At 63.6% G+C, this 19292-nt stretch carries 18 protein-coding genes and 1 tRNA gene; 13 read left to right on the top strand and 6 right to left on the bottom strand.

Annotated features, from left to right (window positions below; translation table 11 throughout):
• Positions 1 to 2: 2 nt before the first annotated feature.
• A complete protein-coding gene (gltX, locus tag V7P99_RS03140; protein WP_333793361.1) occupies positions 3 to 1373 on the bottom strand; it encodes a glutamate--tRNA ligase in 1371 nt (456 codons plus the stop codon).
• A gap of 220 nt (positions 1374 to 1593) precedes the next feature.
• Here gltX and V7P99_RS03135 point away from each other — a divergent pair, with 220 nt between their 5' ends.
• The 3 genes from V7P99_RS03135 to V7P99_RS03125 all read left to right on the top strand — a co-directional run bounded on the left by V7P99_RS03135 (position 1594) and on the right by V7P99_RS03125 (position 5094).
• A complete protein-coding gene (locus tag V7P99_RS03135; RefSeq protein WP_333793360.1) occupies positions 1594 to 2601 on the top strand; it encodes a hypothetical protein in 1008 nt (335 codons plus the stop codon).
• A gap of 156 nt (positions 2602 to 2757) precedes the next feature.
• Complete coding sequence (locus V7P99_RS03130) at positions 2758 to 4776, top strand: acetyl/propionyl/methylcrotonyl-CoA carboxylase subunit alpha (RefSeq protein WP_333793359.1); 2019 nt, start codon at positions 2758 to 2760, stop codon at positions 4774 to 4776.
• Positions 4777 to 4806: 30 nt separating this feature from the next.
• A complete protein-coding gene (locus V7P99_RS03125) occupies positions 4807 to 5094 on the top strand; it encodes an acylphosphatase (protein ID WP_333793358.1) in 288 nt (95 codons plus the stop codon).
• 208 nt (positions 5095 to 5302) lie between these two features.
• On the opposite strand, the gene V7P99_RS03120 is transcribed toward V7P99_RS03125, so the two are convergent.
• Positions 5303 to 6151: a LysR family transcriptional regulator gene (locus V7P99_RS03120; RefSeq protein WP_333793357.1), complete on the bottom strand. Its 849-nt coding sequence runs from the start codon at positions 6149 to 6151 to the stop codon at positions 5303 to 5305.
• Positions 6152 to 6437: 286 nt separating this feature from the next.
• Here V7P99_RS03120 and V7P99_RS03115 point away from each other — a divergent pair, with 286 nt between their 5' ends.
• Positions 6438 to 6803, top strand: coding sequence for a hypothetical protein (locus V7P99_RS03115; RefSeq protein ID WP_333793356.1), 366 nt, complete (start codon positions 6438 to 6440; stop codon positions 6801 to 6803).
• Between the two features lie 382 nt (positions 6804 to 7185).
• Here the strand turns inward: V7P99_RS03115 and V7P99_RS03110 are convergent.
• Positions 7186 to 7270: transfer RNA gene (locus V7P99_RS03110), tRNA-Leu, on the bottom strand.
• A 186-nt stretch (positions 7271 to 7456) separates the two neighbouring features.
• On the opposite strand from V7P99_RS03110, the gene lipB reads away from it, so the two are divergent.
• From lipB to V7P99_RS03085, 5 genes are all read left to right on the top strand, one after another.
• Positions 7457 to 8170, top strand: a complete 714-nt coding sequence (lipB, locus tag V7P99_RS03105) for a lipoyl(octanoyl) transferase LipB (RefSeq protein WP_333793355.1) — start codon at positions 7457 to 7459, stop codon at positions 8168 to 8170.
• Between the two features lie 313 nt (positions 8171 to 8483).
• Positions 8484 to 8903 carry a hypothetical protein gene (locus tag V7P99_RS03100; RefSeq protein WP_333793354.1) on the top strand — a complete coding sequence of 140 codons (420 nt, stop codon included), beginning with the start codon at positions 8484 to 8486 and terminating at the stop codon, positions 8901 to 8903.
• 372 nt (positions 8904 to 9275) lie between these two features.
• Positions 9276 to 9830, top strand: coding sequence for a TadE/TadG family type IV pilus assembly protein (locus tag V7P99_RS03095; protein ID WP_333793353.1), 555 nt, complete (start codon positions 9276 to 9278; stop codon positions 9828 to 9830).
• Positions 9827 to 10543 (top strand): TadE/TadG family type IV pilus assembly protein, encoded by a 717-nt coding sequence (locus V7P99_RS03090; RefSeq protein WP_333793352.1) that lies wholly within the window; start codon positions 9827 to 9829, stop codon positions 10541 to 10543. Before V7P99_RS03095 ends, V7P99_RS03090 begins: the two co-directional genes overlap by 4 nt.
• A gap of 336 nt (positions 10544 to 10879) precedes the next feature.
• Positions 10880 to 11497 carry a TetR/AcrR family transcriptional regulator gene (locus V7P99_RS03085; RefSeq protein WP_333793351.1) on the top strand — a complete coding sequence of 206 codons (618 nt, stop codon included), beginning with the start codon at positions 10880 to 10882 and terminating at the stop codon, positions 11495 to 11497.
• Between the two features lie 70 nt (positions 11498 to 11567).
• On the opposite strand, the gene V7P99_RS03080 is transcribed toward V7P99_RS03085, so the two are convergent.
• The gene (locus tag V7P99_RS03080) at positions 11568 to 12383 is read right to left on the bottom strand and encodes a metal-dependent hydrolase (RefSeq protein WP_333793350.1); all 816 of its coding nucleotides are present in this window, start codon (positions 12381 to 12383) and stop codon (positions 11568 to 11570) included.
• 249 nt (positions 12384 to 12632) lie between these two features.
• Between V7P99_RS03080 and V7P99_RS03075 the strand changes: the two genes are divergently transcribed.
• Complete coding sequence (locus V7P99_RS03075) at positions 12633 to 13556, top strand: cation diffusion facilitator family transporter (protein ID WP_333793349.1); 924 nt, start codon at positions 12633 to 12635, stop codon at positions 13554 to 13556.
• A 493-nt stretch (positions 13557 to 14049) separates the two neighbouring features.
• Here V7P99_RS03075 and rimO read toward each other — a convergent pair whose 3' ends face one another.
• Entirely contained in the window at positions 14050 to 15414 is a 1365-nt protein-coding gene (rimO, locus tag V7P99_RS03070) for a 30S ribosomal protein S12 methylthiotransferase RimO (protein ID WP_333793348.1), read from the bottom strand.
• A 147-nt stretch (positions 15415 to 15561) separates the two neighbouring features.
• Here rimO and V7P99_RS03065 point away from each other — a divergent pair, with 147 nt between their 5' ends.
• From V7P99_RS03065 to V7P99_RS03055, 3 genes are all read left to right on the top strand, one after another.
• Entirely contained in the window at positions 15562 to 16245 is a 684-nt protein-coding gene (locus tag V7P99_RS03065) for an RNA polymerase sigma factor (RefSeq protein WP_333793347.1), read from the top strand.
• A gap of 145 nt (positions 16246 to 16390) precedes the next feature.
• Positions 16391 to 16906, top strand: a complete 516-nt coding sequence (locus tag V7P99_RS03060; protein WP_333793346.1) for a DUF4142 domain-containing protein — start codon at positions 16391 to 16393, stop codon at positions 16904 to 16906.
• Between the two features lie 11 nt (positions 16907 to 16917).
• Complete coding sequence (locus tag V7P99_RS03055) at positions 16918 to 17241, top strand: cupredoxin domain-containing protein (RefSeq protein ID WP_333793345.1); 324 nt, start codon at positions 16918 to 16920, stop codon at positions 17239 to 17241.
• Between the two features lie 69 nt (positions 17242 to 17310).
• On the opposite strand, the gene V7P99_RS03050 is transcribed toward V7P99_RS03055, so the two are convergent.
• Entirely contained in the window at positions 17311 to 19116 is a 1806-nt protein-coding gene (locus V7P99_RS03050) for a PHA/PHB synthase family protein (RefSeq protein WP_333793344.1), read from the bottom strand.
• Between the last annotated feature and the right edge of the window lie 176 nt (positions 19117 to 19292).

Here is a 19292-nt window from a genome sequence, read left to right as displayed (position 1 = left end):
CTCTAGCCCCGGCGGCCGAGAAGGCGGGCTTCGGCGCGGGTGCGGCCGATCAGCGGCAGCAGGGCCTTGAGCTCAGGGCCGGAGTCGCGGCCGGTCAGTGCGAGGCGCAACGGGTGAAAGAGGGCGCGCCCCTTGAGGCCGGTCGCCTTCGCCACCTCGGCCGTGAAGGCGCTCCAGGTGGCCTCGTCCCAGGGCTCCGGCGGCAGCAGAGCGGCAGCCTTCGCCGTCATATCGGAATTTTCGATCACAGGCTCGATCTCGCCCGCCGTCACCTGCCACCACTCGCGCGCGTCGGCGAGGACCGTCACGTTGCCGCGCACAGCTTCCCAGAACGCAGCCCCGCCCGTGATACCGAGGGCCGCGAGCTTGTCCGCCGCGTCAGCGAAAGTGCGTTTGTGAAGCAGCTTGGCGTTGAGCGCCTTGAGCTCGACCGGATCGAAGCGCCCCGGGGCGGTCGAGATCTTCCTTAGATCGAAGAGAGCGGCCAACTCGTCGATGTGTCCGTGGGGCTCGATGGCGTCGGAGGTGCCGAGCAGGGCCGCGTGGGAGAGAACCGCCATCGGCTCGAGGCCCTCGTTGCGGAAGGTCTCGATCGAGAGCGTGCCGAGGCGCTTCGAGAGAGCGTGGCCGTCGGCGCCGATCAGGAGGCTATGGTGGGCGAGGGCCGGGGGCGTGGCGCCAAGCGCCTCGAAGATCGCGAGCTGCACGCCTGAGTTGGTCACGTGATCCTCGCCACGCACGATGTGTGTGATGGCGAAATCGATATCGTCGACGACGCCGGCGAACGTGTAGAGCGGCGTTCCATCCTCCCGGATCAGCACCGGGTCTGAAAGCGAGCCGAGGTCGACGGTCTGGTCGCCGCGGATGAGGTCATTCCAGGAGACGATGGTGGGGAGCGGGGCAAGGCCGCTCGCACTGTCGGTGTTGGGCAGCCGGAAGCGCCAGTGCGGACGGCGGCCCTCGGCCTCGAGCTTGGCCCGCTCCTCGGCGGTGAGCTTGAGCCCGGCGCGGTCGTAGATCGGGGGCAGGCCGCGGGCGAGCTGGCGCTTTCTCTTGCGGTCGAGCTCCTCTCCACTTTCGTAGCAAGGATAGAGGCGTCCGGCTGCCTTGAGCGTTTCCGCGACTTCGGCATAGCGGGCGAGGCGCGCGGACTGGTGCTCCTCGCGCTGCCAGTCGAGGCCGAGCCAGTGGAGATCGGCGCGGATACCCTCGGCGAACGCCTCGGTCGAGCGCTCGCGGTCCGTGTCGTCGAGGCGGAGGATGAAGGTGCCGCCCGCTTTCATCGCAAGCAGATAATTGAGGATGGCGGTGCGGATGTTGCCGATGTGGAGCTTGCCCGTGGGGCTCGGCGCGAAGCGGACGGTCGTGGTCATGGATTTTGGGCTCAGGGCTATCGGCGAAGGGCAGTTTGGCGTCACCCTATAAGGGAGGCCCGGAAATTGCAGCCCCTTCCGCCAGCAGGATACGGCAAAGCAGCAACGGCTTGCTGCGCCAAGGGCTTTCGGAATGCTCATTTCGAGCCATGCATTAGGCGATTGGTAAGAATGCTTGCCTAGCTTCGCCCTCAACACAAGTCTGGGGCGGGGAAGTTGAATGCGCGTTGTGAAGTCGGTTCCGGTCGAGGATTTCGAGTTCCGCGGCAGCATCAAGGATAGCGATGTGAGCCGGCTAAAAAAGGTCTTCGGGGAGGATCCCCACATTCACGAGAACGAGGCGGAGGCGCTGCTCCGGCTCAATCGCTCCTGCCCCATCCAGGCGCCGTCCTGGAGCGGGTTCCTCGTGGATGCCATTGCGGACTACATCCTCAACCAGAGTGGGCCGGAAGGCTATATCACGGCCGAGAAGAGCAGCTGGCTGATCGGCAAACTGGCGAGCGACGGATGGATCGCGAACTGTGCGGAGTTCGACCTCCTTGTCGCCATTCTCGGCCGCGCGCGCTGGTTCCCGCTGAGTCTTGCCACCTTCGCGCTCGAGCAGGTGGCAGGGGCGGTGATCCACGGCTTCGGGCCGCTTCGTGCCGGCCAGGGCCCGCTGCAGGCGCCGGGCGCCGTGCCCGGCACCATCGGGGAAACCGAAATCGCGCTTCTCCGCTCGATCCTCAACGCCTTCGGCGGCGACAGCGCCTTGCCGCTGACGCGGCCCGAAATGGAAATCCTGTCCGGCGTAAATAAAGCCATTGCCGCGCGCCCCGCGCCGGCTGCATGGACGGATCTCTTTGCCAAGGTCACGGCCAACGTCATTCTTCACGAGCATGGCTATGCGGTGCCGCCGCGCGCGGTGGCGCTGCGCCCCGCGGTTCCCGCCGAGGGCACGCTTCCCATGGGCGAGCAGGTGGCGTTCTCGCTCGGCACGTTGCGGGGCGACTATCACCTGCAGACTGGCGAGGAGCGGGCGCTCGCCCGGCTCGAGCGGCAGCGGATTGAGATCGTCACCGGTGAGGAGATCGCGACGGAGGAAACCGGCTGGCTCACGGAGCGGCTGAGGAGCAGCCGCCAGCCGTCGGCGATCGAGGCTCAGGTCATGGCCCATCTCGAGCGGGAGTGCCTGATCGGGGAGCCTCTCGACGAAGCCGGGCACGGCTGGGGCGGACACGCGGCCTGACCCAAGGGCCCGAGACCGAGCTGAATTCGAACCGCAAAGCGCCTGGCGAGACCCTCGCCGGGCGCAATTCATCGCGGTTTACGCCCTTGTCGGGTTTAGTTTAGAAGTGCGACATCAAACGCATTTCCTGACATCCAGACAGGGCGCCAAGGGTCAATGTTCCAGAAAATCCTTATTGCGAACCGCGGCGAGATTGCCTGCCGCGTGATCAAGACCGCGCGCAAGATGGGCATCAAGACGGTCGCCGTCTATTCCGATGCGGACCGCGATGCGCTGCATGTCGAGATGGCGGACGAGGCGGTTCATCTCGGCCCCGCGCCGGCGGCTCAGTCCTATCTCCTCATCGACAAGATCGTCGAAGCCTGCCGGCAGACCGGAGCCGAAGCCGTGCACCCGGGCTATGGCTTCTTATCGGAGCGCGAGGCTTTCCCGATCGCGCTCGAGAAGGCCGGCATCGTGTTCATCGGCCCGAATCCCAAGGCGATCGCTGCCATGGGAGACAAGATCGAGAGCAAGAAGGCGGCGGCCAAGGCCAAGGTCTCGACGGTGCCCGGCTACATGGGCGAGATCGCCGACGCCAAGCATGCGGTGAAGATCGCGGAGGAAATCGGCTACCCGGTGATGATGAAGGCCTCCGCCGGCGGCGGCGGCAAGGGCATGCGCATCGCCTACTCGCGCAAGGAGGTGGAGGAGGGCTTCCCGCTCGCCCGCTCCGAGGCCAAGGCGTCGTTCGGCGATGATCGCATGTTCATCGAGAAGTTCATCGTTGATCCGCGCCATATTGAGATCCAACTCATCGGCGACAAGCACGGCCATGTGATCTACCTCGGCGAGCGGGAATGCTCGATCCAGCGGCGCAACCAGAAAGTCATCGAGGAGGCCCCGTCGCCGCTTCTCGACGAGAAGACGCGGCGTGCCATGGGCGAGCAGGCGGTCGCGCTGGCGAAGGCGGTTGGCTACGATTCGGCCGGCACGGTCGAGTTCGTGGCGGGGCAGGACAAGAGCTTCTACTTCCTCGAGATGAACACGCGGCTGCAGGTGGAGCATCCGGTCACGGAGCTCGTCACGGGGCTCGACCTCGTCGAACTGATGATCCGCTCGGCAGCCGGCGAGACGCTTCCGCTCAAGCAGTCGGACGTCAAGCTTAGCGGTTGGGCGATCGAAAGCCGCGTCTACGCGGAGGACCCGTTCCGCAATTTCCTGCCCTCGATCGGGCGCCTCGTGAAATACCGCCCGCCGGAGGAGGGGATCCAGGACGGCATCACGGTGCGCAACGATACCGGCGTCCAGGAAGGCGGCGAGATCTCGATGTACTATGATCCGATGATCGCCAAGCTCGTTACCCATGGGCCGACGCGGATTGCCGCCATTGATGCGCAGGCCGAGGCGCTCGATGCTTTCTATATCGACGGCATCCAGCACAACATCCCGTTCGTGACTGCGCTGATGCATCATCCGCGCTGGCGTGAAGGACGGCTTTCCACAGGATTCATCGCGGAGGAATATCCCGAGGGCTTCCAAACTCGCCGTGCTGAGGGCGAGGAGCTTTCGGTACTCGTGTCCGTGGCGGCGGCCATCGATCATCTGAACAACGTGCGCCGGAGGAAGATCAGCGGACAGATGCCGAACGGCGTGGTCGAGTTTGCCAAGCGCCGGGTTGTCGATGTCGGGGGCCAGCAGCAGACGGTTGAAGTCGCAGGCGTCGACGGCAGCCAGCTCAACATGAGCTTCATCGGCGCAGACGGAGCGGCCGAGCAATCCGTGTCGGTAAGCTCAGCATGGGCGCCGGGCGATCCGGTGTGGCATGGCGAGGTGGCGGGCAAGCGTGTTGCCGTGCAGGTGCGCCCCATCCTCAACGGCGCCGTCCTCTCCTACCGAGGGATCCAGAGTCCGGTCTACGTGTATACCGAGCGCGAGGCGGAGCTGGCGGCGCTGATGCCGGTGAAGGCCGCGGCGGACATGTCGAAGTTCCTCCTCTGCCCGATGCCCGGGCTCGTCAAGGCTATCCACACGAGCGAAGGCCAGGAAGTGAAGGCGGGTGATGCCCTGGCCGTGGTCGAGGCCATGAAGATGGAGAACATCCTCCGGGCCGAGCGCGACGGGACGGTGAAGAAAGTCAATGCGAAGCCAGGAGACAGCCTGGCGGTCGATGCGGTAATTCTCGAGTTCGCGTGAGCGTCACGCTCCGGCTTTTTGGAGGCAACGATGAGTGACTCCGCCCGCAGCGCGCATGTACGGATCGACGGCCGGGTCCAAGGGGTCGGCTACCGGCTCTGGACGCAGCGGACAGCCGAAGCGCTCGGCCTCAGCGGCTGGGTGAGGAATCGGCGCGACGGCTCGGTGGAAGCCGTGTTCCATGGCCGGGATGCGGACATCGCCGCGATGATCGCGCAGTGCCGGTCGGGGCCCTACGGGGCGCGCGTCTCGCGGATCGACGTCCTGGGCGAGCCCGACGGGACCTTCGACGGTTTCGAAGTTCGTGAGACGCTTTAGAGTCGCTCCGCTTTACGCGGAATCTGCGAACGGCTCTAAGTTCTGTGTTTCTGCTAGAGTGCTTCCGGAAAAGTGGGAACCGGTTTTCGGATAAGAAGCACGAACAAAGAAAAGCCTAGAGCCGTTCCCCATCTCCACTTAAATCGGAACGACTCTAGAGCGTGCGTCCACGCGGCGACGCAAGTCCTATCGAATTTGGCGATGGAACTCACCCGAGGCGGGCGGCGGCGGAGCGCAGGCCTTCAATCACCTGGTCATATGTCTCCTCGTCGCGGGTTTCGGGGTAGACCATGTAGACCGGATAGACGAAGCGGCGGGCGCGCTTCGGCTGGCGGAGGCGCCCGCGGGCCACATGCGGCTTCACGATGCGGGACGGGAAATAGGCCGACGCCTCATTGGCGAGCAGGTACTCGATGCTGATCGAGCCGAGGTCGAGATAAAGACCCGGGTTGGTGAGTTCGGGATAGGCCGCGGCGTGGTCCTGCTGAAAATCAGGCCCCCAATCGACGAAGATATAGTCGCTCGGCGTTCGCCGGCCCATGAGCCTAGCGCTGGTCACGAGCACGAACTCCTCGTCGAAAAGATGCTCAACCACGTGGCCGGGCGGCTGAATCGGCCGGTACATCACGGCGAGATCCAGCGTGCCCTCGATGAGCCGCTGGGTGAGGACGGCCGGGGACGCCGAGACGGCGGAGACCGCAATGTCGGGGCTGTCGGCACGCAGGCGCGCCACCCATTTCAGGAGAAAGCCCTGCCAGAGGCCGAGCGTGGCTCCGACGGCGAGGTGATCGCGATGCTGGTTCGAGAGACTCACCTCGAGCTGTGCGCGCTGCCAGACGCGGACGAGGGCGAGGGCATGTTTCCTGAACTGCTCGCCCGCCGAGGTCAGGCCCGCGCCTGACTTCGAGCGCACGAACAACGGACGCCCGAGCAGCTCCTCGAGCCCCTTGATGCGGGCGGAGACCGTGGATTGGGTGATGTTGAGCTTGTCGGCTGCCTCGATGAAGCTGCCCGTCTCGGCGACCATCAGGAACGTGCGTGCGAGATTGATGTCCATGAGCCGCTCATGACGCTGCGAAACGCGTGAGGGCTATCTATCGAAAACTTCGATAGCAGTCACCGGAAAAATCCGTTTGATGGGAGGGGTGATTCTGCCCACATTGAAAAACGGCTCGACTCGCGTCGCGCCGTTTCGGCTCGGCCCGCGCCGAGTGTTCAATGGAAGGACGAACGAAGATGGCTAAAGCTGCTGCTAAGAAGCCCGCTGCGAAGAAGGCTGCCAAGAAGCCCGCGGCGAAGAAGAAGAAGTAACGAGTTTCTGTTTCGGGCTCTCGGAGCTGGTCGTGCTTACCGGTCGCATCGTCCGCGGGATCCTGATCGCAGCCTTTCTTTCACCCTCGGCCATTCATTCGGCTTCGATAACAAATCGGGATGATGCGGACCACACGGTCACCATCATCGAGGGATCCTCCCAGGAACAGCATGTTCTCAAGCCGGGCGAGGCTCTGGGCGGGATCTGCGAGAAAGGGTGCTTGATCCGGCTCGACGGCAATAAGGATGACCCATTCGAGCTTCAGGGCTCGGACGTCACGTCGATCGAGGACGGGCAGCTCTACGACGATGGGCCGGAGGTGCCGTCGGAACTGGGTTCGGATCCAACGGATCGGACTCCCGATGTCCAGCCTTCTCAACCCGGACCACGTCCGTAGCCGAGGCTCGTTGCAGTGTAGAGAAACCCGACCCCTTCATTGCGGGTCGGGTTTTCTTTTTTTCTGCCGTGCCACCGGTCTCAAGCGGAAGGGACCGCTCGGTAATTGGAATCGGATCGATGAGATACGGGTGGCTTGCTGCCGGGTTGCGAGACTACGGTAGAGCTTCGCGATCGCTGGCTGAAGAGCAAGCTTGCGCCCTTTCACGGGCGAGGGGTGCGCCGTATTTGAGAAATACCGCCAAGCCCTGGCGTTCTCCGATCCGCCACCGAGGCCGGTGAGCCGGGAAGGGGATTGCTGAGAAATGTCTCAGGCTTCCAGTCATCCCGACACGGGCCAGGATCGAAGAGGGATGAGGGCCCTCTGCCCAATAAGGTCAAAATGGTGCGGTCGAGAAGACTCGAACTTCCACGGGTTGCCCCGCTACCACCTCAAGGTAGTGCGTCTACCAATTCCGCCACGACCGCATCATGACCTTCCGAAGCGCCCCATATACCCAACACATGACAGGGGAACAAGGGGGCGCGAGGCACTTGCCTCCGGAGCACGCCGAACTATCAGGAGGGGCCGGGGAAAGCAAGCTGGAAAAGCGCAATCGCCCGTGACGGCATCGCGCCTTTTCACGCCTCGCGGCGGCGGCTAGAACCGTGTCCATGATAGATACCGATAGAAATACCGTTGAGTGGGCGGTGAGCCGCGGCTACGTCGAGCACCCGGACGCGGTCGCCGTCATGGAAGAGCGCGCCGCTGCCATCCGCCACGATCAGGCCCCCGAGCTCATATGGCTCCTCGAGCACCCGCCGCTCTATACGGCAGGCACGAGCGCCCGCGAGGAAGACCTGAGGGACCCCGGCCGCTTTCCCATCTTTCCGACTGGTCGCGGCGGCCAGTACACCTACCACGGCCCCGGCCAGCGCATCGCGTACGTGATGCTCGACGTTAAGCGCCGCTTCGGCACCGACGTCCGCGCTTTCATCGCGACGCTGGAAGCCTGGATCATCACGAGCCTCGGCGAATTCGGCGTGACCGGCGAAATCCGGTGCGGACGTGTGGGTGTCTGGGTCGTGCCTCCCACTTCGGGCGAGCCCGAGCGCAAGATCGCAGCCATCGGCATCCGCATCCGCCACGGCGTGAGCTTTCATGGCGTAAGCCTCAACGTGGCGCCCGATCTCGCTCACTACGAGGGCATCGTTCCCTGCGGTATCTCAGATCGCGGCGTGACGAGCCTCGCGGATCTCGGACGGACGGCGACGATGGAAGATGTCGATCATTGCCTGCGCCGCAGCTTCGAACAGGCCTTCTCGGCGAAGACGACGCTGGTTCCTTCTCCCATCGCGGCACTCGAAGCACAGACGCCGCACGGGTGAAGCGGCAGGCAAACGGCTTGTAAGCCATCGGTCGCCACGGCAAACCTCGGCCGAAGCAGCGAAACTGTCTGCGGGGGGATACAGGCCGGCGACGCAAAGCCGTGAGGAAGATCTGCGCCTTTACAGCGGAGAAGCGTTGAGGCTACGCTAAGACCTATATTTTTTTCAACTTGGTTGAGCTGTGCGCGCAAGTATTTTCATCGCTGCTTTCGGAATTCTGTGTCTGCTGATCGGGGCGGGTTATTGGCTAAGTCTCGAGGACGGCGCCCTCCAAGAGGATACAACCGTCAAGCCTGCTGAAAACGGTCTTGCAGTGTCCGCTCAGAGCGAAAGCGATCTCGAGCTCAAACCTCAGCTTTACTGCGTGTTTTTTCGCTACACGAAACAGCAGCCCAGACTGGAATTTCTATTCAACGTCGATCGCGAGGACCGGCTTCGTTTCCGGCAGCTTTACCTTATCGAGCTGGATGGGCCTCGCCGCACGGTGGACGCAAAAGAGCCGCCATTTCCGGAATGGTCGTTCGATGCCACCGGTAACCCCGCGCGGCTGAACTCAGAAATTACCGTGTTCGATAACAGCGCCGCCGGATCTCACACGCAGCCCATCGCCATCGAGCTCTACGATTATCAGCCGGAGACGGCAGCGCGGTTGGATTTCGAAGCGGGGCTGAAAAGCGCCCATTACCAGCCGTTGCCGGGCCAGTGCACTAATATCCAGGTGCGGCGGCACTGACGTGGTTTGGGAGGGCGGAGAACTGGATCCAAGGCCAGCCTTCGGTTCAAGCTCGAGCGCGTTCACTCTTTATCGGAATCGATTGCGCGACGTGGACACGCTCTAAGTTTTTATTTGAGAGACTGATTCACGCTCTCGGTGAATGCGTGTCCGCATCCGCCTCAAACGATCAGGCTCTAGGCCCGTTCGCCTTGTCCGGCGGGCGGAGCTCCTCGATCCACGAGCTAACCGCTTCTTTACCCTCTCCGTGGCGCCGGGCCCGGTGTCAACCATTCATAGAGTGCAGTGGCTCTAGGATGGCGGCATCAGACCGTTCTCTCCGGGGGTTCCATGCGCAGCAGCCGCTCTCGTCCTGTGGGTCGCTGCCGACCGGTGGCCGCCACGCTCTGTCGTTTCCGAAGCGACGCGCAGGGCGCCACGGCGGTCGAGCTCAGTCTTGTCATCCTGCCCTTTCTTGCGCTCGCGATGGGCATCATCACCATCGGAATGCAGCATTACGTGTCCCATTCGCTCGAACACGGGATCGAGGCTGCGTCGCGCAAGATCAAGACGGGCGAAGCGCAGAAGGCGGGCCTCACGGTCGCGGATTTTCGCGAGCTGTTCTGCGATGCTGCAGGGCGGTTGATCGCCTGCGACAAGCGCCTCCAGATCCACATCAAGACCAGCGATACGTTCGCGGAGCTCTCGCCCCTTACGGCGTGCGTGACCGACGGCAACCTCACGCCTTCGGCGGCGAGCGGTGGCGACGCGGTCGGCGCCCATGCGGGCGGAAAAAGCCAGCGTGTCGTCGTCAGCGCCTGCTACCAATGGGATATGGGGCTCGGACTGTGGCAGACGGTCTGGAATTTTCTCTCTCCCATGCCGACCGTTGAGCGCCGGCCGGTGCTTTCGGCGGTTACCGCGTTTCAGACGGAGCCCTATGAATGAGCGTACGGAAGGCAACCGTGGATGAAGATCGCGGTGCGGTCGGACGGCTGAGGGCGCTGCTCATGGGGCCGGCCGTTGCGTGCCGCAGGCGCATGGATCTTGCGATGAGGCGGCTCGGGCGCGATGCCCGCGGCGCCATCGCTGTCGAATTCGCCCTCATTGCCCCTGTGCTGCTCCTAATGCTGCTCGGTGCGGTGGAGGTTACGCGTGCGGTCTCGATCGACAGCCGTCTCGCCGCCATCGGGAGCGCCATCGCAGACCTCGTCGCGCGCGATCAACTCGACGAGAAGGACTATCCCCGAGGCCTCTCAGCCGAGGACATCACGGCCATCTACGATATTGCCGAGCTGATGATGAGCCCCTTCGACGCCAGCCGCCTCCGTATTTCGATCGTTCCGGTCCGCGCCAGCATGAGCGATAATGGACGCGTCAAGCCGGTGGTCTATTCCAAGATTGAGGACCGGCCGACATATAACGGCGGCGCCGTATACGCCCGATGCGCGGCCTATCCTTTGCCGGACAACTTCCTCAAGGAAGGGGATACGCTCATCGTCGTCGAGGCGAGCTACGAATTTTCGCCGCTGTTCGGCAGCTCGATCATCGGCTCTAGGACCTGGACCGAGAAGGCATTCGCCAGCCCACGCGGAGGATGCGTCGAGATCAAGGCCCGGAGCGAAACCGAGAAGACGTGCATAAAGACCTGCAACTCCTGACGGTGCGGCTGCGCGATACAGTCAGCATGCGGCCGTAGCTATGCTCGGAGGGCTCGCCGCAGGGGGGACCTGAATTCCCGATTAAGTTTTGTTGAGCAAAGACTTAAATCCGTTCTGGATGATCCCTTGAAATGGAGTGGCGGCCGGCGCGGCCGGCCGGTGGGAGCACCTGCAGAGATATGGGAACGAAGCCGCGCTTCGCCCGTTCGAGGTTCTGGGAGTTGTGTGCGCTGTGCGGCGCGCGGTGCGCAAATGGCATGCAGGCCGCTGTGAAGAGGCGGAGTTTGGCATTCGAACCAGCTTATCTTGCACCCGAATTCGTGCGCGAGAGAACCAATGGGACGTCGATCCCTTCACACCGCCGAAGAGCTGCGGGAGCTGATCATCACTGCCTCGACCAACCTCATAAGGGAGGCTGGACTCGAAGGGCTCTCGGCGCGCGAAATTGCACGACGGATCAACTATTCTCCAGGCACGCTCTACAATTCCTTTGAAAACCTCGACGATCTCCTCCTGACCATCGAGGGGCGGCTCTTGGACGAGCTGCTCGCGGCACTTTCCGCCGTGCCGTGGGGAGGCCCTCCAGCGGACAGGGTGCAGAAGCTTGCCAACTGCTATCTCACCTTCGCAGTGAGCAACGCGAAGCTCTGGAGCCTCATTTCCGAACATCATCTCCCGGCATCCCGGGGTGTTCCCGAAAGCTATCGCCGCAAGCTCGAGGCCCTGGTCGAGACGATCGAAAGTGCGTTGCAGCCGCTCGTTCCGGACCGAAGCCCGGATGCGGCCAAGCGCTCGGCGCGCGCCCTATGGGCGAGCGTGCACGGCATTGCTTCGCTCTCGGCGACGGACAAGCTCTCGATCCTCGCGCCGGAAGAGGCGGGCGCGATCGTCGACGACCTCGTGCTGACCTATCTCAACGGGCTCCAGAGCCGTGCGCTCGGGCGCACAGGATAGCGGGTTGCCCCAGCTTCAAAGCCCCGGCCCGGCCAGCGCCACCGCGTTTCTTCTCGATCGAAGGAAGTGCTCAAGGGGACGGCGCGGCCGGCTCCGGTGCATCTTGGGGGATCGTGCCGGTGGTGATGTCGCGGGACGCCGGCGGGGTTTCGGCCACCAGGCTCGGCAGCTTTACGATACCGAACCACCGCTCGCGGGGGAGGAGATCGGCGCTCAATCCGGCCCACATGTCACGGGAGGAGAGGCCGGATACGAACGCGTTTGGCGATGGGGCAAGCCAGACGGCGAGGGCCAGCGCCGCCGCCATGCCGGCAGTGGCGTACGGGTGGCGGCGATCGAATAGCTTCAGCGCCGTGCCGAAGGAGTTCTTGAGGCGCCGGTCGGCAACGTCGACTGCGTAGATCTCGTCCAGCGCAAGATGCACCAGAAAGCCGATGAGCATGAAGCCTGCCGCCAGCCAGGCGACGCCGGCGTGACGCTCGAGCACGTTGCCGAACACGACGGCCGTCGCGGCCGCGGAGAAAAGCCCCGCGATGATGGAATGCCAAGTGCCGCGGTGAACCGCCATGTTATGGAAGATGGCGTGCAGCCCGTACCTGACGAGCACCAGCGTGCCGAGCCAGAGCAGCCATAGCTCGGCGATCGAATAGCGGTCGGCAACGGAGAACAGGACCGCGAACGAGAAGAAAATGGCGAGGCCGGCGAACATGGCCCGGCTGGGACGGCTCTCCTTGAGATCGATGTCGGGAAGCACGGATCCGAGGACGCCCGCGAGCGTGACCGGAATGAGGTTTTCCGGCGCGATGACGTCCGCCGCGAGCGTGAGAGTTGCCAAGGATCCCGATACGATCGTGCCGGCGGCGATATGCGTCGTGAAATTGGCCATGGACTCGTGCTTTCTGATGGCAGTGCCATGCGCCGCAGCGGGGGATGTGCCGGCCGCGGGCCCTCCGTTCTTCGGAGCAGATTCGTTCGTCCTGAGGGAGGCGCGCCCCGCTGATCGATGTGGATAACCGGCAGGATGACGGGAGCGTGCCGCAGCCGATCACACTGCGATGGCGCAGCCGGCCCATCTCTGGCAGAAGGCAGTGCAACGGCCCCGTGGGGGCATCCTCGAGGGAAAGGTCCCAGACGCGTGTCAGCTCCGCCGGCTCCATCCCGCGCCAACAGATCGCTCAGGCTCATCGGTGCGGGCAGCATCGCCGTGGCGCTCGCGGTGATGGCGCTCAAATATGCCGCCTACCTGGTCACGGGCAGCGTCGCGCTTTATTCGGACGCGCTCGAAAGCGTCGTCAATCTGGTGACGGCGATGGCGGCGCTTCTTGCCATCCATGTCAGCTCGCAGCCGGCCGACAGGAAGCATCCCTTCGGACATCATAAGGCCGAGTATCTTTCGGCGGTGCTCGAAGGAGTGCTGATCGTCGTCGCGGCGCTCTTGATCATGCGCGAAGCCTACGATGCTTTTATCAGGCCGCGTGCGATCGAGGCATTCGGGCTCGGCGCTGCGCTCAGCGCGCTCGCCACCGTATTGAACGGGGGCTGGTCCGCCTTCTTGATCCGGGAGGGGCGCAAGCTCCGATCGCCAGCGCTCGTCGCCGACGGCTGGCACCTTCTCTCCGATGTCGTGACCTCGGTTGGCGTGATCGCCGGCGTTCTGCTGGTTGCGGCCACCGGGCTCACCGTGCTCGACCCGCTGCTCGCCGTAGCGGTTGCGGGCTATATCCTTTGGAGCGGTTCGAAAATCGTACTCGCGTCCCTCAGCGGTCTGCTCGACGAGGCAGCGGACAGCGAGATCCAGGCCCGTATCCGCGCCGCTATCTTGCGTAATGGCGACGGAGCGCTCGAGGTGCATGACGTGCGCACGCGGCAGGCTGGACGCGCGACGTTCATCGAGTTTCATCTCGTCGTGCCGGGCGCCATGTCGGTGGAGGCCGCGCACGAGATCTGCGATCGGCTGGAGGCGGCGCTCGAGGCCGAGATCGAGGGTTCGGAGATCGTCATCCATGTGGAGCCCGAGCATAAGGCCAAGAACCGGGCCAAGGGCACGATCCGGCTGTAGAGCCGTTCGCAGCGCCACGGCACGCGCACCGGCACAGCCGCCGTGATCATCAGATGCAGAGACGGTCGGGGGGAGCGGCAACACCAGCCAGTTCCGGTGTGGAAACTGGCGTGGATCCCGGCCTTCGCCGGGAAGACGGCGTTGGAGACGAGCCGCTTGCCTCTTTTAGAGCCGTTCCAGTTTAGGTGGAATCAGGGAACGGCTCTAAGTTTTTGTTTGATCGTGCTTCTTCTCGGACACTCTAACTTGCATGGCTTTGCCATGACCGGTTCCCACTTTTCCGGAAGCACTCTAGGCGACGTGCTGGCGGCCGACATTGGACCGTCGTCTCGTCGCTGCCCCGTTGAGGTTTCTCAGACCCCGTCTCTTCCTCGAGAGGAAACGAGAACGCGCCCGTCGACAGATCCCTCGATGACAGACTATCGGCCAGGTGGACTGTCAACGCGGCTCTGGAAGCGCGTCCGGTCTTATCGGAGCGGTTCGGCCGGCCCGCTCAAGCGATGCTGGCCCAGAGGTCATAGTCGTCGGCGGTGTGGACGCGGGCCGTCACAATGTCGCCGGGACGCAACGCTTGGCCGCCATCGAGGAAGACGCTGCCGTCGATCTCGGGTGCGTCCCACTTGGAGCGGCACAGCGCGCCATCCTCATCGACCTCATCGACCATTACGTCGATCTTGGTGCCGACGCGCGCCGCGAGGATCTCCCGGGAGACCTCCTGCTGGGCGGCCATGAAGCGGTGCCACCGCTCTTCCTTCACCTCTTCGGGAATGGCGCCGGGCAGATCGTTCGCCAGCGCGCCAGCCACGGCCTCGTACTTGAAACAGCCGACGCGGTTGAGCTTCGCCTCGCGCAGCCACTCTAGGAGTAGCTCGAAATCCTCCTCGGTCTCGCCCGGAAAGCCCACGATGAAGGTCGAGCGGAGGGCGAGATCGGGACAGACCTTGCGCCAGGCGGCGATGCGCTCGGCCGTCTTTTCCTGGTGGGCGGGGCGGCGCATGGCGCGCAGCACGGCGGGCGAGGCGTGCTGAAAGGGAATGTCGAGGTAAGGCAGGATCTTTCCGTCCGCCATCAGCGGGATCACGTCATCCACGTGCGGATAGGGATAGACGTAATGGAGCCGTATCCAGGCGCCGAGCTCGCCAAGCGCCGTCGCAAGATCGAGGAGGCGGGCCTTCAACGGCGCGCCTTTCCAGGAGCTTTCAGCGTATCGGAGATCGAGACCGTAGGCGCTCGTATCCTGGCTGATGACAAGGAGCTCTTTGACGCCGGCTTTCACGAGGCGCTCGGCTTCCGCCATGACGTGATTGGCGGGGCGGCTCGCGAGATCGCCGCGCAAGCTCGGGATGATGCAGAACGAGCAGCGATTGTTGCAGCCTTCGGAAATCTTAAGATACGCGTAATGGCGCGGCGTGAGGCGCAGGCCCTCGGGAGGGACGAGGTCGAGGTAGGGATCGTGCAGGGGCGGCACGGCCTCGTGCACGGCGCTCACCACCTGCTCGTATTGGTGCGGCCCGGTGACGGCGAGCACGCCCGGATGCACCTCGCGGATGCGGCCTTCCTCCACTCCCATGCAGCCGGTGACGATGACCCGGCCGTTCTCGGCCAGGGCTTCTCCGATGGCGTCGAGGCTTTCCCGCTTGGCGCTGTCGAGGAAGCCACACGTGTTGACCACGACGACGTCGGCGCCGGCGTAGTCGGGCGCGACGTGGTAGCCTTCGGCGCGCAGCTTGGTGATGATGCGCTCACTGTCGACGAGCGCTTTCGGACAACCGAGGGAAACGAAGCCGACCTTGGGTGTGGCTTTCGGTGCGCTGGCGAATGCGGTCTGGTCGGAGCTGGCCGAGGCTTTGGCGGTCATGGGGGCCCTTGTCGCGGAAAAGCGGCCTTCTAGCACAGGTTGGCGGTCCGTAAAGGGGAGGCGGGCCGCAGGGCTGCACGCGGGCGGGAACTTTTTCTCGTGAAGCCCCATCCAATGGGCGATGTCGGGCGGCTTGGAGCCAGCAAAATGGAAAATCTGCAGGCCAAGGGCGGGGGCGAGCGGACGGATCCTGAACTCGTCGCAGGCGTCCTTGCTAGAAACGAGGCCTCGGTCAGGGCTCTGATTCAGAAATACAATCGGAGACTCTATCGCGTCGCGCGCAGCGTGATCGGCGACGATGCGGAGGCCGAGGACGTGCTGCAGGACGCTTATGTGCATGCGTTTGCGGCGCTCGGCAGCTATCGGGGGGACGCGAGCCTCGCGACGTGGCTGACGCGGATAGTGGTCAACGAGGCTTTGCAGCGGCTGCGCCACCGCAAGACCCATTCCTTCCAGGCCTTAATGCCGGCCGGCCGGCGGGTGCCGGCGGAGGTCATCCCATTCCCCGTACAGGCCGGCTCGTCAAATCCGGAGATCACCATGGCGCAACGCGAAATCTGTGTGTTGGTGGAACAGGCCATCGATCGTCTGCCACAGGAGTTCAGGACGGTTCTGGTAGCGCGAACGATCGAGGGCATGAGCACCGAAGAGACGGCGGCGGCGCTGGGTCTCAAAGCGGAAACCGTGAAAACGCGCCTTCATCGGGCCCGGCAGATGCTGCGCGCGACTCTCGACGAGCACCTCGAAGCGCACTTCGCGCATCTCTTTCCATTTGGCGGGATGCGCTGTGAGCGCATGGCAGATTCCGTCCTCGCACGACTGCGGTCCTAGGGCTGTTTGAGCGGGCATCTTCACCCATTCGAGCGGCTCCCCTGAATGGGATCTCCTCTCGGCGGGAACCTTTCAGTACAGGGCGCATCCAATCTGTGTGACTGCAATTCAGGCATCCATGTGGTGCCCCGGCACGGAGATTGATATGCGGATCTTTTTAGCTACGGCGCTCGTTAGCGGGCTTCTCTTTTCTGTCGGAGCGGCGGTTGCCGCGGACAAGCTGTCCGATGCGCAGATCGCCCACATTGCCTACACGGCGGGCGAGATCGACATCAAGGCGGCCGACCAGGCGCTCGAGAAATCGAAGGCGGAGAATGTTCGCAGCTTCGCCAACGACATGGTGCGCGACCATAAGGCCGTGAACGACAAGGCGCTGGCGCTGGTCAAGAAGCTCAATGTCACGCCCGAAGACAACGACACGAGCAAAGCGCTGCTCAAGCAGGCCGATGAGAAGCATGCCGAGCTCGCGAAGCTGTCGGGTGATGCCTTCGACAAGGCCTATGTCGAGAACGAAGTTGCCTTCCATAAGACGGTGCTAGCCGCACTCAAGGACACCCTCATTCCATCGACGAGCAACGCAGAGCTAAAGGCGTTGCTGGAGACGGGTCTCAAGATCTTCGAGGGACATCTGCAGCATGCCGAGCACATTGCTTCGAAATAGATGGAGGCGTCATGCGTGCTTTGATCTTCGGCCCCCTACTGGCAGCAGGTAGCCTTTGCCTCACGCTGGCGGGACCGGCGGCGGCCGGTGAGGTGATTGTGGTGAAGATCACCGACCTCGTGTTTTCGCCCGCGGCCGTGAAGGCCAAGGCCGGCGACACGATCGAGTGGGTCAACGAGGATCTCTTCGACCACACCGCGACCGCAAACGATGAGAGCTTCGATCTTGCCATCCCGGTGGGCCAGTCCGCGCGGCTCGAGGTGAAGCAGCCGGGTGCGGTTCCCTATTACTGCCGCATCCATCCCAACATGAAAGGAACGATCGATATCGAGTGATCCGGGGCCCGCCACTCCGGGTGGTGCGGCTTCGAGAGAATTTGCGATTTGAACAGACGTGTGTGCCGGTCAGGACTTTGTCTTGACGTAGCTACCCGGTGCGTCCTCGATGACGCCGAGTGTCTGGCCGGGTTCGCGGGGGCTCGTCCATTCGCCCGCGTGCCGCGCGATCCAGTTTGCCCAATACGGCCACCAGGAGCCCGGATGCTCCTTAGCCATGCCGATCCATTCTTCGAGCGTTTCGGCTGCGGCCTTGTTGGCGGTCCAGTGCTGATACTTCATCCTGTCCGGCGGGTTGATGACGCCGGCGATGTGCCCCGAGCCAGCGAGGACGAACTCCACGGGGCCGCCAAGCAGCTTCGAGCCGATGAAGACCGACTTGGCAGGCGCGATGTGGTCGTCCCTGGTGGCGAGCTCGAACGTTGGGAGCTTCACCTTCTTGAGATCGAGCTTGACGCCGGCAAGCGTCATCTCACCCTTTGCCAGCCGGTTCTCATTGTAAAATTCCTTCAGATAGAAGCCGTGGTTGGCGGCCGGCATCCGCGTTGAATCCTGATTCCAGTAGAGCAGGTCGAACGGGAAGGGCTTTCTGCCGAGCAGGTAGTTGTTGACGATGTAGGGCCAGATCAGGTCGCGGGGGCGCATCATGTTAAACACGTTCGCCATGCGCGAGCCGTCGAGATAGCCGCGCTCGGCCATCATCTCTTCGAGAGAAGCGAGCTGGGCGTCGTTCGTGAAAAGGAGGAGATCTCCCGCCTTCGAGAAGTCGAGCTGCGTGGTGAGGAATGTCACGGAGTTGAAAACGGCTTCGCCGCGGGCAGCGAGATAGGCCAGCGTCGCGCCGAGAAGCGTGCCGCCCACGCAATAGCCGACGACGTTCGATGTTGCGGAGCCCGTCTCGCGGCGCACCGCGTCGGCCGCGGTCAGCACGCCTTCGAGCATGTAGTCCTCGAAGGTCTTGTGGGCGAGGCGCTCGTCTGGGTTCACCCATGAGATCACGAACACCGTGAGGCCCTGATCGACGGCGAACTTGAGAAAGCTCTTCGGCGGCGTGAGGTCGAGGATATAATATTTGTTGATCCACGGCGGGATGACGAGGAGCGGCCTTTCGCGCACCTTGTCGGTCGTCGGCGCGTACTGGATAAGCTGGAAGATCTCGTTCTCGAAGACGACCTTGCCCGGCGTCGTCGCCAAGTTCTTGCCGACCTCGAAGGCCTCCGTGTCGGTCTGGCTGATCTTGAGGAGGTCGCCGGATTTTTCCATGTCGCGGGCGAGCTGCGCCATGCCCTCGACCAGGTTGCGAGCATTGGTGGCGAACGTCTCGCGCATGACCTCGGGATTGGTCATGGGGAAGTTCGAGGGTGAGAGCGCGCTCGAGAGCTGGCGCAGGTAGAATTCGGCCTTCTGCCGCGCCGCTGTGTCGAGACCCTCCGTCTGCTGCAGCACGTCCTCCGCCCAGTGCGTGGTGAGAAGGTAGGCCTGCTTCCAAAAATCGAAATAGGGGTTCGACGACCACTCCGGATCCTTGAAGCGATTGTCCGACGGCTCAGGCTCGACGACCGGATCGACGTCCTCTCCGAGAAAGCGGCGGAGCGAGGTGTTCCAAAGGTCGACGTAGGAGCTGATGAGAGAGGTCTGCGCCTCGGCGAGCTTGGCCGGATCGGCCAGCCACAGCCGTGCCACGTCGCCGAGCGTGGTCGCCGCGTTGCTCATTTCGCTGGCCGCTGAGTACGGGCTGATCTGGGCGTCGGGTCGTTCGAGCAACTCGGCGAAGGCGCGTCCGCCCTGCTCAAAAAAGCGCGCCAGATTTTGCACGAACTCTTCGGGGTTCTCGATGCGATACGGCGATGGCGGAGACGGAGTCTGCTCGTTCATGACGACGAGGATAGGACATGAATGTGACGACGCCTAGTGTCCCCATCCCGAAGTTCACCGGTGTTCACGCCCAGGCTCGGAGCGAACGTCGGGACCGTAAGGGACACGAGAAACATCGACTTGCTCGTGTGATGAAACGGGGAGCCGCTTCGCTCTGAAAAACGGTTTCAAGACTT

This window comes from Hyphomicrobium sp. (assembly GCF_036780825.1).
Lineage (GTDB): Bacteria > Pseudomonadota > Alphaproteobacteria > Rhizobiales > Hyphomicrobiaceae > Hyphomicrobium_C.
The sequence above is the reverse complement of the archived record's forward strand: the minus strand, read 5'-3'. Positions and strand labels throughout refer to the sequence as shown.